Origin of the sequence: Pseudomonas sp. NFACC25 (assembly GCF_900100935.1) — a bacterium.
Taxonomy (GTDB): Bacteria; Pseudomonadota; Gammaproteobacteria; order Pseudomonadales; family Pseudomonadaceae; genus Aquipseudomonas; species Aquipseudomonas marginalis.
Genome location: NZ_FMUC01000002.1, coordinates 558831 through 572164 on the forward strand (window position 1 = coordinate 558831; position 13334 = coordinate 572164).

Sequence of the window (13334 nt, forward strand, 5' to 3'; positions counted from 1 at the left end):
GTTCGGTTCATAACAACCTCTTTTTTATTCAGGTGCCTCCTTGAAACTTAAACCGCTATTGGCCTTGGGCCTGACGATACTGGCTGCCTCCACCCAAGCCTTTGGCGGCGCGACCCTGGACCGGGTTGAGAAGAAAAAAGAACTGGTGGGCGTGCTGATGGAAAGCTACCCGCCGTTCTCGTTCCTCAACGAGCAAAACCAGCTCGACGGCTTCGATGTCGATGTGGCCAAGGCTGTCGCGCAAAAGCTCGGTGTGAAACTGCGCCTGGAAACGCCGTCGTGGGACGTGATCGCCGCCGGCCGCTGGAGCGGTCGCTATGACATCTGCATCTGCTCGATGACCCCGAGCAAGGCCCGCGCCGAGGTCTTCGACTTCCCGGTGGAGTATTACGCCTCCCCTGCCGTGATCGTGGTCAATGCCAAGGATGACAGCATCCACGGCGCCAAGGACCTGAGCGGCAAGAAAGTCGGCCTCACCAGCGCCTCCAGCTACGAGAGCTACCTGAACAAGAACCTGGTGATCGAAGGCGCCGAGGACACCCAGTTGCAGTACCCGTTCGAGAACGTGCAGATCGCCCCGTACGACACCGATAACGTCGCCTTCCAGGACCTTGGCCTGGGCGCCGGTGTACGCCTGGATGCAATCCTCACCAACCTGGTCACCGCCCAGCCGCGCCTGAACGAAGACAAACGCTTCAAGCTCGCCGGCACGCCGCTGTACGCCGAACCCAATTCGGTCGCCATCGAAAAAGGCGACGCCCAGTGGGACGCCAAGGTGCGTGAGGTATTTGCCCAGTTGAAACAGGACGGCACCCTGAGCAAACTGTCGCAAAAATGGATCGGTGCCGATATCAGCCAATGAGTGTTCCCCCAAAACCTGCGCGCGCCCTGCTGGGCTTTCGCACGCGGCTTTACCTGACCTGGGCGGCGCTGTTCGCCCTGTTTGCCAGTTTCTTCCTGAGCTTTGACCTGAAGTTCTCGATCATTCTCGACAAGCTGCCCAACCTGGTCGGCCTGCACCTGGCACCCAATGGCTTCCTGCAAGGCGCAGCGCTGACGCTGTTCCTGTGCCTGTGTGCGATTGCCGCCTCGTCGGTGCTGGGCTTTATCACCGCGCTCGGGCGCCTGTCCAAAAGTGCCGTGGCCTTTGGTATCGCCAGCTTCTACGCGTCGTTTTTCCGTGGCACGCCGTTGCTGATCCAGATCCTGCTGATCTATCTGGGCCTGCCGCAGCTGGGCCTGGTGCCGGGCGCCATCGTCGCGGGGATCATCGCGCTGTCGCTGAACTACGGCGCGTACCTGAGCGAGATCTTCCGCGCCGGCATCCTGGGCGTCCCTCATGGACAACGGGAAGCCGCATTGGCCCTGGGCATGCGCGACAGTGCGATCTTCTGGCACGTCACCCTGCCCCAGGCCATGCGCACCATCGTCCCGCCGGCGACCAACCAGTTCATCTCCATGCTCAAGGACTCGTCGCTGATCTCGGTGATGGGCGTGTGGGAAGTGATGTTCCTGGCGCAATCCTACGGGCGCTCCAGCTACCGTTATATCGAGATGCTCACCACCGCTGCGATCATTTACTGGGTGATGTCCCTCGGCCTGGAACTGATCCAGGCACGCATGGAGCGGCACTATGGCAAGGGGTATGCGAGGCGAGAGTGAGGTCATTGAAGTCACTATCGCCCTCAGGCTTACTGCGCCAATCGAGCTGAATTTTTATCGCATCGGACTAGAGACATCTCCCGCAAACACGCGGTGCTTGGCCTGACAGTTATCCCCCGGGTGCCCCGCTAAATTCCCCGCCTCATACATCAGGAGGTGGGTTTACATGCCACTCATTCAGAAACAACTCGTACTCGCCATCACGCTCGCGCTGGGGGCCACCTGTGCTCAGTACGCACAGGCCCGTGAAGACATGCAACCCGACAGCGAGTGGTTCGAACAGATTGCGAAACATCACCAGAAAACTCATTTCGACCCGGCCACTCCCACCCCCGAAGACTTCTATTTCATCGACCGAGCCAACAGTCGTAACGGCCTGAGCGTTGCCCGCGTGCTGGACTCGGCAGTGGATGCCGCGCTGGCATCGGAGGAGTTGAGTGACTGGGAAAAGTACCAGCGTGAAAACTACGGGCGGTACTTGAGCAGCCTGGAGCCAGGTCGCTTGGGTACGCTGCTGGAGCAATTGGCCGGCAGCCAGAACGCCAACCTGGGCACGGCCACTCAAAACAGCATGAAACGCTGGCACGCCAGCCTGCTGACAGCCATACGCCAATTGGATAACCACACCGGTGAGGACGGGCGTGTCTGGGTCCAAGGCCTGGCCAGCAGCGGTGCCCTCGATGCCCAACACGGCAGCGCCGGCTTGAAACAAAGCAGCCAGGGCCTGTTGCTGGGTGCAGATGGAGCAATCGATGACGCCTGGCGGGTCGGCGTGGTGGGCGGCAAGTCTGGCAGCGACCTGAGCGCCCGGCATTTCAACGGTGAAGTGGACAGCTGGCACCTGGGCGCCTATGCGGTGCGCCAGGACGGTCCATGGGCTTTACGCCTGGGCGCGCTGTACAGCAGCCATTCCGGGCAGAACACGCGCAGTGTGGACTTCGACTTCATCGATTACCGCGAACGCCTCACGGGCAAGTACAAGGCCCAGAGCCAGAACGCATTCGCCGAACTGGGCCATCGGTTCGTCACCGACGGCTTGCATGCCGAACCGTTTGCCGGAATCGGCTTCCAGCGGTATCACCGTGACCGCTTCTCCGAGAAAGGTGGCCATAGCGCGTTGAACGTGGGCACCCAAACCCAGCAAAACCTCAGCAGCACCTTCGGCCTGCGCTTGAGCCGCGACATCGCAGTGGCCGACCGGATCACCCTCAAGCCGCACCTGAGCGTCCATTGGAAACACTTGTATGGCGACACCAACAGCCGCGTACGCCAATCCTTTGCCAGGGAAACCCGCGAGGACTTCAACAGCGCGTTCAGCATCGGCGGTACCTCGCTGGACCGAGATAACCTGGCCTTGCGCACGGGGCTGGACATGCGTCTTTCGGAGCACCAGACCCTGAGCATCGCGTACACCGCCGAAGTGGGCGACAACAGCCGCAACCATGGACTAATGGGCCAATGGCAAAGCGCGTTTTAAGACAGAAACTGAAGAACCTTCACACTCACACAGGTCTTGAAGGCTGACATTAAGCACCACTTTTTGCTGGCTACACTCCGGTCTCCTATACAAAAGAGGCCGGAAATCATGATATCGACACTTTCGTTTTTCCCTCCCCTTGGTGCACTCTTCGCACAAAGCGCCAACGCCTTCGCCGAGGCTGCCACTCCGCCCGCCGCAGCACCCGAGCCACACACCGCGCCTCCAACCACTCCGCGCTCGTTCGGGCACGCCGCCCGCCAGGCCTCAAATGGCCAGCTCGACACCAATATTGTCAAAGTCATCACCACGCCTAACTCCCCGCGCCGCGACGGGATGAATATCGACGAGATCGCCGGCCTCACCCAAACCCCGTCCAACCTTGAGAAGTCACACATCATCAAAGCCGTCGACATCGTCAACAGCCCGGACGTGCACATCAATTCACCGGGTCATGGCCTGAGCAGCTCCGGACTTACCTCTGTCTGGCTGGAGAATCGAGGAAGCATCACGGCCCAATCCGGCACAGGTGTGGCCCTGAAGGGAGAAAAGGCCGATGAGGTGATCAACCATGGCCTGATTGCAGGTGGCAATGGAGTCGCCCTGGACATGGGCGGCGGTGACGACCTGTTGGTTGTCAAAAATGGCAGCCGCTTCAAAGGCGAAGTCGATGGCGGCAGCGGTACCAACCAGGTGGTTCTCGAAGACACCAAAGGCGGCACGTTCGAAGGTGCGACCCGAATGCAACACCTGTGGGTCGGCAAGGGCGCCTGGGAACTGACCGGTGCACTGCACGACAATCGGCACGGCAAGGTGTACGGCGATGCTGCCTTGACCAACCGCAGCGTTATCAAGGGGACCCTGGATATTGATGCGGGCGGCAGCTATTCCGGCGGCACCGTCGACTCCCTTAATGTCGCGGGTACCCTGCTGCTCGATCCTGAAAATACACCACGGACCCGGATCAGGAAGGATCTGCACCTCAAACCAGGATCGACCATGGCGTTCAAAGTGGGCGCGGACCAAGCCCACTCCACGCTGAAAGTCGGCAATACGTTAACGCTGGATAACGCCACCCTGAAACTTGATGTACAGCCGGAAAGTGAAGCACTGCTCACGCGCCAGCTACGTATCGCGGATGCGGCATCCATCAAGGGAACATTCAGCGCCGTTACCAGCAACCTGACCACCCTGGAACCTGAACTGCTCTACAAACCTGAAGGTATTTTTGTCGGCTTCAAGCGCAAGCAGAGCGCCGCACCCTCCGTTGACCATTAAAAAATCGGCAAAAAAAAGGGGGGCACCTGCCCCCCCGAGGATTAAACGGTCGTGTCGAAGGCTGGATCAGCCTTCGATTTCAATCAGGATTTCGCCAGGGTTCACCCGGTCGCCCTTGGCCACGTGAACGGCGGTCACCTTGCCGGCAATCGCAGCCTGCACTTCGGTTTCCATCTTCATCGCTTCGGTGATCAGCACGGCCTGGCCGGCCTTGACCACGTCGCCTTCCTTGACCAGCACATCGACGATATTGCCCGGCATCGCCGTGCTGACATGCCCCGGCTCACTGGCCTGCTTGCGCTTGCTGCTGCCGCCGCCGACGAATTCGTTGAGCGGTTCGAACACCACTTCTTCCGGCATGCCGTCGATGGACAGGTAGAAATGGCGCTTGCCTTCGGCTTTCACACCGACACCGGTGATGTCCACGCGGTAGCTTTCGCCGTGCACGTCGATGACGAACTCGGTCGGCACGCCTTCGCCACCGGCACGGGCCACGCCGCCGGCTTCAGGGATAGGCAGCAGCACCTCAGGCGTAAGGGTGCCGGCGTCGCGTTCCTCGAGGAACTTGCGCCCGATGTCCGGGAACATGGCGTAGGTCAGCACGTCTTCTTCGGACTTGGCCAGTGCGCCGATTTCGCCGCGCAGCTTGGTCATCTCCGGCTTGAGCAGGTCGGCCGGGCGCACGTCGATCACTTCTTCGCTGCCGATGGCCTGGCGACGCAACTTCTCGTTCACCGTGCCCGGCGCCTTGCCATAGCCGCCTTGCAGGTACAGCTTCACTTCGTTGGTGATGGTCTTGTAGCGCTCACCGGCCAGCACGTTGAAGAACGCCTGGGTGCCGACGATCTGCGAAGTCGGGGTCACCAGCGGCGGGAAGCCGAGGTCTTCACGCACCCGTGGAATTTCAGCCAGCACTTCGCTCATGCGGTTCAGAGCGCCCTGCTCTTTCAACTGGTTGGCCAGGTTGGAAATCATCCCGCCCGGCACCTGGTTGACTTGCACACGGGTGTCGACGGCGGTGAATTCGCTTTCGAACTGGTGGTACTTCTTGCGCACGGCATAGAAGTACAGGCCGATCTCTTGCAGCAGCTCCAGGTCGAGACCGGTATCGAATTCGCTGCCTTTAAGGGCGGCGACCATAGACTCGGTGCCCGGGTGGCTGGTGCCCCAGGCGAAGCTGGAGATCGCAGTGTCGATATGGTCGGCACCGTTTTCGATCGCCTTGAGTTGGCACATCGCGGCCAAGCCGGCGGTGTCGTGGGAGTGGATAAAGATCGGCAGGCTCTGCTCGGCTTTCAGCGCCTTGACCAGTTCACCGGTGGCGTACGGCGTCAGCAGGCCGGCCATGTCCTTGATCGCGATCGAGTCGCACCCCATGGATTCCAGCTGCTTGGCCTGGGCCACGAAGGCCTCGACGGTGTGCACCGGGCTGGTGGTGTAGGCGATGGTGCCCTGGGCATGTTTGCCGGCGGCTTTGACCGCTTCGATGGCCACACGCAGGTTACGCACGTCGTTCATGGCGTCGAAGATGCGGAATACGTCGATACCGTTGACGGCAGCCTTGGCCACGAAGGCCTTGACCACGTCGTCGCTGTAATGGCGGTAGCCCAGCAGGTTCTGGCCGCGCAGGAGCATTTGCAGGCGCGTGTTAGGCAACGCGGCACGCAGTTTGCGCAGGCGCTCCCACGGGTCTTCCTTGAGGAAGCGTACGCAGGCGTCGAAGGTGGCGCCGCCCCAGACTTCCAGGGACCAGTAGCCGACTTTGTCGAGCTTGTCGCAGATCGGCAGCATGTCGTCGGTGCGCATGCGGGTCGCCAGCAACGATTGGTGGGCGTCGCGCAGGATGGTGTCGGTTACGAAGATTTTTTTAGTCATTGGAATGTTCCTCACAGGCCTGCGTGGGCGGCGATGGCGGCGGCGATGGCCAGGGCCAGCTCTTCGGGTTTGCGCTTGATCGAGTAGTTGGTCAGCTCAGGGTGGCTTTCCACAAAACTTGTGTTGAACTGGCCGCTGCGGAATTCCGGGTTACGCAGGATTTCCTGGTAATAGGCGGCCGTGGTCTTCACGCCTTGCAGGCGCATGTCGTCCAGGGCACGCAGGCCGCGGTCCATGGCTTCTTCCCAGGTCAACGCCCAGACCACCAGCTTCAGGCACATGGAGTCGTAGAACGGCGGGATGGTGTAGCCGGTGTAGATCGCCGTGTCGGTACGCACGCCGGGGCCGCCGGGCGCGTAGTAACGGGTGATCTTGCCGAAGCTTGGGAGGAAGTTGTTCTTCGGGTCTTCGGCGTTGATGCGGAACTGCAACGCAAAACCACGGTGCTGGATGTCTTCCTGTTTCACCGACAACGGCAGGCCCGAGGCGATGCGGATCTGCTCGCGGACAATGTCGATCCCGGTGATTTCTTCGGTGATGGTGTGCTCCACCTGCACCCGGGTGTTCATCTCCATGAAGTACACCTCGCCCTCGGCGAGCAGGAACTCCACGGTGCCGGCGTTCTCGTAGCCCACGGCCTTGGCCGCACGCACCGAAAGGTCGCCGATGTAGGCGCGCTGTTCCGGGGTGAGCTGCGGGCTCGGGGCGATTTCGATGAGCTTCTGGTTACGGCGCTGGATCGAACAATCGCGCTCGAACAGATGCACCACGTTGCCGAAGCTGTCACCGAGGATCTGCGCCTCGATATGCTTGGGATTGACGATGCATTTTTCCAGGAACACTTCCGCCGAACCGAACGCCTTGGTGGCTTCGGAGATCACGCGGGGGAAGGCTTGCTCGAGTTCTTCGCGGCTGTTGCAACGGCGGATACCGCGACCGCCACCACCAGAGGTGGCCTTGAGCATCACCGGGTAACCAATGCGGTCGCCTTCGGTGAGGGCCTCGGTGATGTCGGCGACGTTGCCTTCGGTGCCGGGCGTAACCGGCACACCGGCCTTGATCATGCTGCGGCGGGCTTCGGTCTTGTCGCCCATGCGGCGAATCACTTCAGCCGAAGGGCCGATGAATTTGATTCCACGTTCGGCGCAGATGTCTGCCAGCTCGGCGTTTTCCGACAGGAAGCCGTAGCCGGGGTGCAGCGCATCGCAACCGGTTTCCACCGCCAGGTTCACCAGCTTGCGCGGGTTCAGGTAGCCGGCCAGCGGCTCGGCACCAATGCTGTGGGCTTCGTCGGCACGCTTGACGTGCAACGCATGGCGGTCGGCGTCCGAGTAAACCGCGACCGAGCGAATGCCCATCTCGGCGCAGGCACGCACGATTCGTACGGCAATTTCACCACGGTTGGCGATCAGGATCTTTTTTATCACTTGGAAATTCCCTTGAGCCGATTGCTGCGTTCTTCGACCCGCTGGAGCCGGGTCGGCGCGTGACTAAATGTTTCAAGCCAGTCGCAGCCACACACTAAGCCCGTGGAGGGATTAACAAAAATCAATAATTATTGGGTCGCTCATAAGTAAAGACTTATAGTTGGCCGGTCGACCTGGGGCGAGAGGATTTAAATAATGCGTAAGTCACTGATGCGTATGACATTGCGTCAATTGCAGATCTTCAATGAGGTGTGCGATTTGCGCTCTTACAGCCGCGCGGCCGAGGAAATGTCTCTCACCCAACCGGCCGTGAGCCTGCAAATTCGCCAGCTCGAAGAGCTGGTCGGCCAGCCGCTGTTCGATTATGTCGGCAAGAAGCTCTACATGACCGAGGCGGCCGAAGCCCTGCAACGGGCCAGCCGGGATATTTTCGGGCGCCTGGAAAACCTCGATATGCAGCTGTCGGACATGCAAGGCTCGTTGCAGGGCCAGTTGAAGCTCGCGATTGAATCCAGCGCCAAGTACTTCGTGCCGCACCTGTTTGCGGCGTTCAAACGCCAGCATCCCGAGGTGCAACTGCACTTGACGGTGGTCAACCGCGCCCAGGTGATCCGCCGCCTCTCCGACAACCGTGACGACCTGGTGATCATGTCCATGGTGCCCCAGGACATGGGCCTGGAATTCCTGCCGTTCCTCAACAACCCGATCGTGGCCGTGGCGCCCCCCGATCATCCTTTGAGCCTGCAAGGGCCGTTGCGTTTGCAGGACCTGGAACCCTACACGCTATTGCTGCGCGAACCGGGCTCCGGCACGCGACTGGCCTGCGAGGAGTATTTCAAGGAGAAACGCGTGCACTTCACCCAGACGGTGGAAGTGGCCTCGGCCGAGGCGCAACGTGAATGCGTATGCGCCGGGCTGGGCGTGGCCTTGCTGACGCGCCATGCGGTCAATATGGAACTGGCCACCGGCGGACTCAAGGAGCTGCCGGTGGAAGAACTGCCGCTGTACCGCAGCTGGTGCCTGGTACAGGCCAAGGCCAAGCGCCTGTCACCGGTGGCCCATGCGTTCCTGGGCTTTATCCGCAGCGAACGGGTGCAGATCAGCGCGTTGGCTGAACGTTTCGCTGGGCAGCCGCGGGTGCCTGCCAGTGGAGTTCCGGGTAGTCACTGATGCTCTGCTGCAGCTGGCGCTGGTCGCAGCGGTCTTCGATTGCGCGACGGAACGCCATGCGGCGCTGGTCTTCCTGTTGACGACGGGTCTTGACGGAGCTGTTGCTGTCTTCGTAGGGCCGGGCCATTTGGAGTCTCCCAATGCGAGTACGGGGAGTACAGGATGGGTTGTAGCGATGACGGTTTAACGGCGCGGGGGTTACAGGACGATGAATCTTCCGGATAGGTAGACAAACCAAATGTGGGAGGGGGCTTGCTCCCGATTACGGTACATCAGCAGATTTCTCTTTGACTGACCCACTGCTATCGGGAGCAAGCCCCCTCCCACATTTTGAGCGTGTATGGCCCTGGATCAGTCGTCGAGGGCTTTGACGGACTTGGGCGACAACCGCAGGCTGCGCAAGCTGCGCTTCACGCTCTTGAGGTGGTTGACCAGGCTCGGGCCCCGCGCCATGGCCACGCCCATCGCCAGCACGTCGATCACCACCAGGTGCGCGATACGCGACGTCAGCGGGGTGTAGATCTCGGTGTCTTCGTGCACATCGATCGCCAGGTTGACCGTGGACAGCTCCGCCAACGGCGTCTGGCTCGGGCACAAGGTAATCAATGTCGCGCCGCTTTCACGCACCAGGTTGGCGGTGATCAGCAGGTCTTTGGAGCGGCCCGACTGGGAAATGCAGATCGCCACGTCGGTCGGCTTCAAGGTCACCGCCGACATCGCCTGCATGTGCGGGTCGCTGTAGGCCGCGGCGGTGAGCAGCAGGCGGAAGAACTTGTGCTGGGCATCGGCAGCCACGGCACCGGAAGCACCGAACCCGTAGAACTCGACGCGCTGGGCCTGGGACATGGCGGTCACGGCCTTTTGCAGCTCCACCGGGTCAAGCTTCTCGCGCACCTCCATGAGCGTGTGCAGGGTGGTGTCGAAGATTTTCAGGCTGTAGTCGGCGACGGAATCGTCTTCGTGGATCGCAAACTGGCCGAAGCTCGCGCCGGCGGCCAGGCTCTGGGCCAGCTTGAGCTTCAAGTCCTGGAACCCGGAGCAACCGATGGCGCGGCAGAAGCGCACGATGGTCGGCTCGCTGATGCCCACGCTGTGGGCCAGGTCGGCCATGGAACTGTGCATCACGGCCGCAGGGTCAAGCAGCACGTGATCGGCAACCTTGAGTTCCGATTTGCGTAACAGGTGGCGCGACTGGGCGATATGTTGCAACAGGTTCAAAGGGCAGGACTCTTGTTATTGGCAGGGCCAGGGATGTAGCAAGCTTGTAGTTATACTACAAGAATTGCCGTTTTGCCCGCCCGATGCATCACTAAATCGCCCTGATGCCCTTTGAATCAGCGGGCAGCTGCCTTGTAGCCATATGGGCGTGCGGACTGTCTTCAGGGAAAATCTGCATTGTTGCGTAACAAATCTGCCAGCCCTTCGGCCTCCATCGGCCGACTGATCAGGTAGCCCTGCACCTCATCGCATCGTTCTGTACGCAGGAAATCCAGCTGCTGCTGATCTTCCACGCCTTCGGCCACCACCTTGAGCGCCAGACCGTGAGCCATCGCAATGATCGCTCGGGTAATGGCGGCGTCTTCCCGTCCCTGGCCGAGGCCGCGAATAAAGGTCTGGTCGATCTTTACGTAATCCACAGGGATACGCTTGAGGTAACTGAGGGATGAATAGCCGGTGCCAAAGTCGTCGATCGCCAGCTTCACGCCCAGGTCGCGCAGTTGCTGGAAGGTCGCAATGATGTGTTCAACACTGTCGAGCAACTGGCTCTCGGTCAGTTCCAGTTCGAGGTATTGCGGGTCCAGGCCGGTCTCTTCCAATACCTGGCGCACCAGGCTGACCAGCTTGCCCTGGCGCAACTGGTGCACCGAGAGATTCACCGACACGCGGATCGGTGGCAGCCCCTGGCGCTGCCACTCACAGGCCTGCCAGCACGCCTGGCGCAGCACGAATTCGCCCAGCGGTACGATCAGGCCCGTTTCTTCGGCCAGGCCGATAAAATCGCCTGGCGGCACCATGCCCCACTGCGGATGCTCCCAGCGGATCAGCGCTTCGGCAGCGTCAAGCTTGCCGGTGGCCAGGCACAGTTTCGGCTGGTAGAACACCGTGAGCTGACGCTCATCGATGGCTTTGCGCAGATGGTTTTCCAGCTGCAAACGCTCCAGGGTGCTGGCTTGCAGGCTGTCGGTGTAGAACTGGAAGTTATTGCCGCCCAGGTGCTTGGCGTGCTGCATGGCCATGTTCGATTGACTGACCAGCGCGGAAATTTCCCGCGCGTTATCCGGCAACAGGCTGATCCCCATCGACGCACTCACCACCAACTCATGCCCTTCTACCGTCACCGGTACCCGCAGCTTGGCCAGCAGCCGCGTGGCCACCCGTGCCAGGCTCGACAGGTTGCCGTAGGCGTCGAACAGCACGGCGAACTCATCGCCGGACAAACGCGCGATGGTATCGGCCTCGGGCAAGGCATTGATCAACCGACGGGCCATCTTTTGCAGCAACTGGTCGGCCACTTCATGGCCCAGGCTGTCATTGAGCAACTTGAAGCGGTCGAGGTTGATATGCAGCAACGCCAGGCTGCGCCCGCCTTGGCGTACACGCTGATGGGCCTCGCGCAGCCGTTCGCGGAACAGCGAGCGGTTGGCCAGGCCGGTCAACTCATCGTAGTGGGTGAGGTAGCGCATGCGCTCCTCGGATTCGCGCCGCGCTGACAGATCGGCGAAGAAGCCCACGATATGGCTGACCTTTCCCCGAACATCACGCACTACATTCAGTTGCAGCCACTGCGGGTACAACTCGCCGTTCTTGCGTGTTTCCACCAGCTCACCCTGCCAGGTGCCATGGCTGAGCAAGGCTTGGCGGATGACCGGGAAGTGGCGCCGGGCATCACGGCTGCTGGGCAGCTCCACGACGTTGCGGCCGAGCATGTCATCAATGTCAAAGCCGGTGACGCGACTGAAAGCCTGGTTGACCGCGATCAGCGCGTAGTCCGGGTCAAGGATGACGATGCCTTCGCTGGCTGCCTCGAATACGGTCGAGGCCAACCGCTGCTGCTCTTCCAGGGCCTTGCCGGCGCTGATGTCGCGGCGGGTGCCGAGCATTCGAATCACTCGCCCGCTGGGTGCACGCTCCACGGCGCGCCCGCGGTCTTCGATCCACACCCAGTGGCCATCGCCATGGCGCACGCGGTATTCCACCTGGTAATCCTCAGTGCGCCCCTTGAGGTGCTCCACCAGTGCCCGCTTGAGCAGCGGCAGGTCGTCGGGGTGCAGGCGCGGCTTGAGGTGGCCGAGCATGGCCGTGACGTACTCGGGCTCGAGGCCGAACAGCTCTTTGAGCTGGGTGTGGTGAACCTCATCGGTTTGCAGGTTCCAGTCCCACAGGCCCAGCTCACTGGCTTGCAGGGCCATGGCCAGGCGCGCCTCGCTTTTATTCAGGGCCAGGCTGGCGGCGTCCAGTTCCTGGCTGCGCTGCGCCACGCGGTCCTGCAGGCCGATTTGCGCATCCCGCAGCTCCTGCTCGACCTGACGCCGCTGCTCGACTTCGCGCACCAGATCCTGATTCAGTTGCTCGCTGCGTTGCTGCGCCTGCTGCAGATGCTCGATCAATGCCTGGTTCTGGAAGCGCCGCAACAGCCCACGCTGGATCAGGCGGTTGACCTGCCACGCTACCACGCTCAGGGAGGCCAGCAGGATCAGGCCGAGCACACCCCAGCCCTGTTGCTGCGGGGCGCCATTCCAGAACAGATAGGCAATGGCCGGCACCAGGCACGGCAAGGCAAAGGACAGGAACGCCGGAAAGCTCACGGCGTAGGCGACACTGGCTGACAGCGTCGCCGCCCCGATCAGGCCGAACACCCAGGCCTGTTGGATAAAGCTGTCCACCGGCACCAGGGCAATGGCCGCGGTGGCCAGGGTCAGGCCACTGACCGCCGAGCCGAGCATGAACATGCGCCGCCAGATCGGTTGGGCCTGGCGGCTGGGCATGGCCGAATCAAAGGCCGCCACCTGGATCACGCGCATGGCCACCAGGGCCAGCAGCCACACAAGCCAGATGCTGTCGAGCAGGTATTGCCTGGGGTTCCACAGCAGCCAGGCGCAGACCAGGCCGTTGACCAGCATTAATAAGGTGGGCAGCAACGAGCCCTGATAGAGCAGGCGTGTGCGCTCGACCGCCATCTCGGTAGCGTAATGTTTGCGGATAACCTGCGCGGGCGCCGCCGAGGGGCCGAGCAGGTCGGTGCTGAGAGTCATAGGCAGTGTTCTTATAATGGTGAGCCCGAAACGTCGACGGAGCATACACAAGCAAGCGCTTGGGCCAAACTGCTCCAGATCATAAAAGTCACCCTGTGAACAGCCGCAAACCTTGGGGCCAGACCCCTTGAGCGAGGCCCGGCGCGGGCTGTGGCCCATGACTTACCGGTCATCAGCCCTGCCAGAATGTTT

The 13334-nt window shown here is 61.4% G+C and carries 10 protein-coding genes; 5 read left to right on the forward strand and 5 right to left on the reverse strand.

Translation table 11 applies throughout. The annotated features are described in order from the left end of the window. Positions 1–40 precede the first annotated feature (40 nt). The 4 genes from BLQ09_RS06675 to BLQ09_RS06690 all read left to right on the forward strand — a co-directional run bounded on the left by BLQ09_RS06675 (position 41) and on the right by BLQ09_RS06690 (position 4417). Positions 41–862 (forward strand): ABC transporter substrate-binding protein, encoded by an 822-nt coding sequence (locus BLQ09_RS06675; protein ID WP_027608226.1) that lies wholly within the window; start codon positions 41–43, stop codon positions 860–862. A 29-nt stretch (positions 863–891) separates the two neighbouring features. After that, positions 892–1662, forward strand: a complete 771-nt coding sequence (locus BLQ09_RS06680) for an amino acid ABC transporter permease (RefSeq protein ID WP_027608225.1) — start codon at positions 892–894, stop codon at positions 1660–1662. Positions 1663–1828: 166 nt separating this feature from the next. Further along, entirely contained in the window at positions 1829–3139 is a 1311-nt protein-coding gene (locus BLQ09_RS06685; protein WP_092355941.1) for an autotransporter outer membrane beta-barrel domain-containing protein, read from the forward strand. 108 nt (positions 3140–3247) lie between these two features. After that, positions 3248–4417 carry a hypothetical protein gene (locus BLQ09_RS06690; protein WP_027608223.1) on the forward strand — a complete coding sequence of 390 codons (1170 nt, stop codon included), beginning with the start codon at positions 3248–3250 and terminating at the stop codon, positions 4415–4417. Between the two features lie 66 nt (positions 4418–4483). Here the strand turns inward: BLQ09_RS06690 and oadA are convergent, their stop codons facing one another. Next, positions 4484–6292, reverse strand: coding sequence for a sodium-extruding oxaloacetate decarboxylase subunit alpha (gene oadA, locus BLQ09_RS06695; protein WP_027608222.1), 1809 nt, complete (start codon positions 6290–6292; stop codon positions 4484–4486). An 11-nt stretch (positions 6293–6303) separates the two neighbouring features. Next, positions 6304–7719 (reverse strand): acetyl-CoA carboxylase biotin carboxylase subunit, encoded by a 1416-nt coding sequence (locus BLQ09_RS06700; RefSeq protein WP_027608221.1) that lies wholly within the window; start codon positions 7717–7719, stop codon positions 6304–6306. 195 nt (positions 7720–7914) lie between these two features. On the opposite strand from BLQ09_RS06700, the gene BLQ09_RS06705 reads away from it, so the two are divergent. After that, positions 7915–8889 carry a LysR family transcriptional regulator gene (locus BLQ09_RS06705; RefSeq protein WP_027608220.1) on the forward strand — a complete coding sequence of 325 codons (975 nt, stop codon included), beginning with the start codon at positions 7915–7917 and terminating at the stop codon, positions 8887–8889. Here the strand turns inward: BLQ09_RS06705 and BLQ09_RS31480 are convergent. From BLQ09_RS31480 to BLQ09_RS06720, 3 genes are all read right to left on the reverse strand, one after another. Then, positions 8819–9016 (reverse strand): PA3496 family putative envelope integrity protein, encoded by a 198-nt coding sequence (locus BLQ09_RS31480; RefSeq protein WP_074848013.1) that lies wholly within the window; start codon positions 9014–9016, stop codon positions 8819–8821. The genes BLQ09_RS06705 and BLQ09_RS31480 overlap by 71 nt on opposite strands. A 224-nt stretch (positions 9017–9240) precedes the next feature. Beyond that, positions 9241–10107, reverse strand: coding sequence for a transcriptional regulator HexR (hexR, locus tag BLQ09_RS06715; RefSeq protein ID WP_010168370.1), 867 nt, complete (start codon positions 10105–10107; stop codon positions 9241–9243). 161 nt (positions 10108–10268) lie between these two features. Beyond that, complete coding sequence (locus BLQ09_RS06720; protein ID WP_092355944.1) at positions 10269–13142, reverse strand: EAL domain-containing protein; 2874 nt, start codon at positions 13140–13142, stop codon at positions 10269–10271. Positions 13143–13334: the final 192 nt, after the last annotated feature.

What these genes read in the sequence shown, in the direction of transcription:
- BLQ09_RS06690 (WP_027608223.1), top strand. Translation starts at nt 3,248, where the DNA reads ATGATATCGACACTTTCGTTTTTCCCTCCCCTTGGTGCACTCTTCGCA.
- BLQ09_RS06705 (WP_027608220.1), top strand. Translation starts at nt 7,915, where the DNA reads ATGCGTAAGTCACTGATGCGTATGACATTGCGTCAATTGCAGATCTTC.
- BLQ09_RS06720 (WP_092355944.1), bottom strand. Translation starts at nt 13,142, where the DNA reads ATGACTCTCAGCACCGACCTGCTCGGCCCCTCGGCGGCGCCCGCGCAG.
- BLQ09_RS31480 (WP_074848013.1), bottom strand. Translation starts at nt 9,016, where the DNA reads ATGGCCCGGCCCTACGAAGACAGCAACAGCTCCGTCAAGACCCGTCGT.
- oadA (WP_027608222.1), bottom strand. Translation starts at nt 6,292, where the DNA reads ATGACTAAAAAAATCTTCGTAACCGACACCATCCTGCGCGACGCCCAC.
- BLQ09_RS06685 (WP_092355941.1), top strand. Translation starts at nt 1,829, where the DNA reads ATGCCACTCATTCAGAAACAACTCGTACTCGCCATCACGCTCGCGCTG.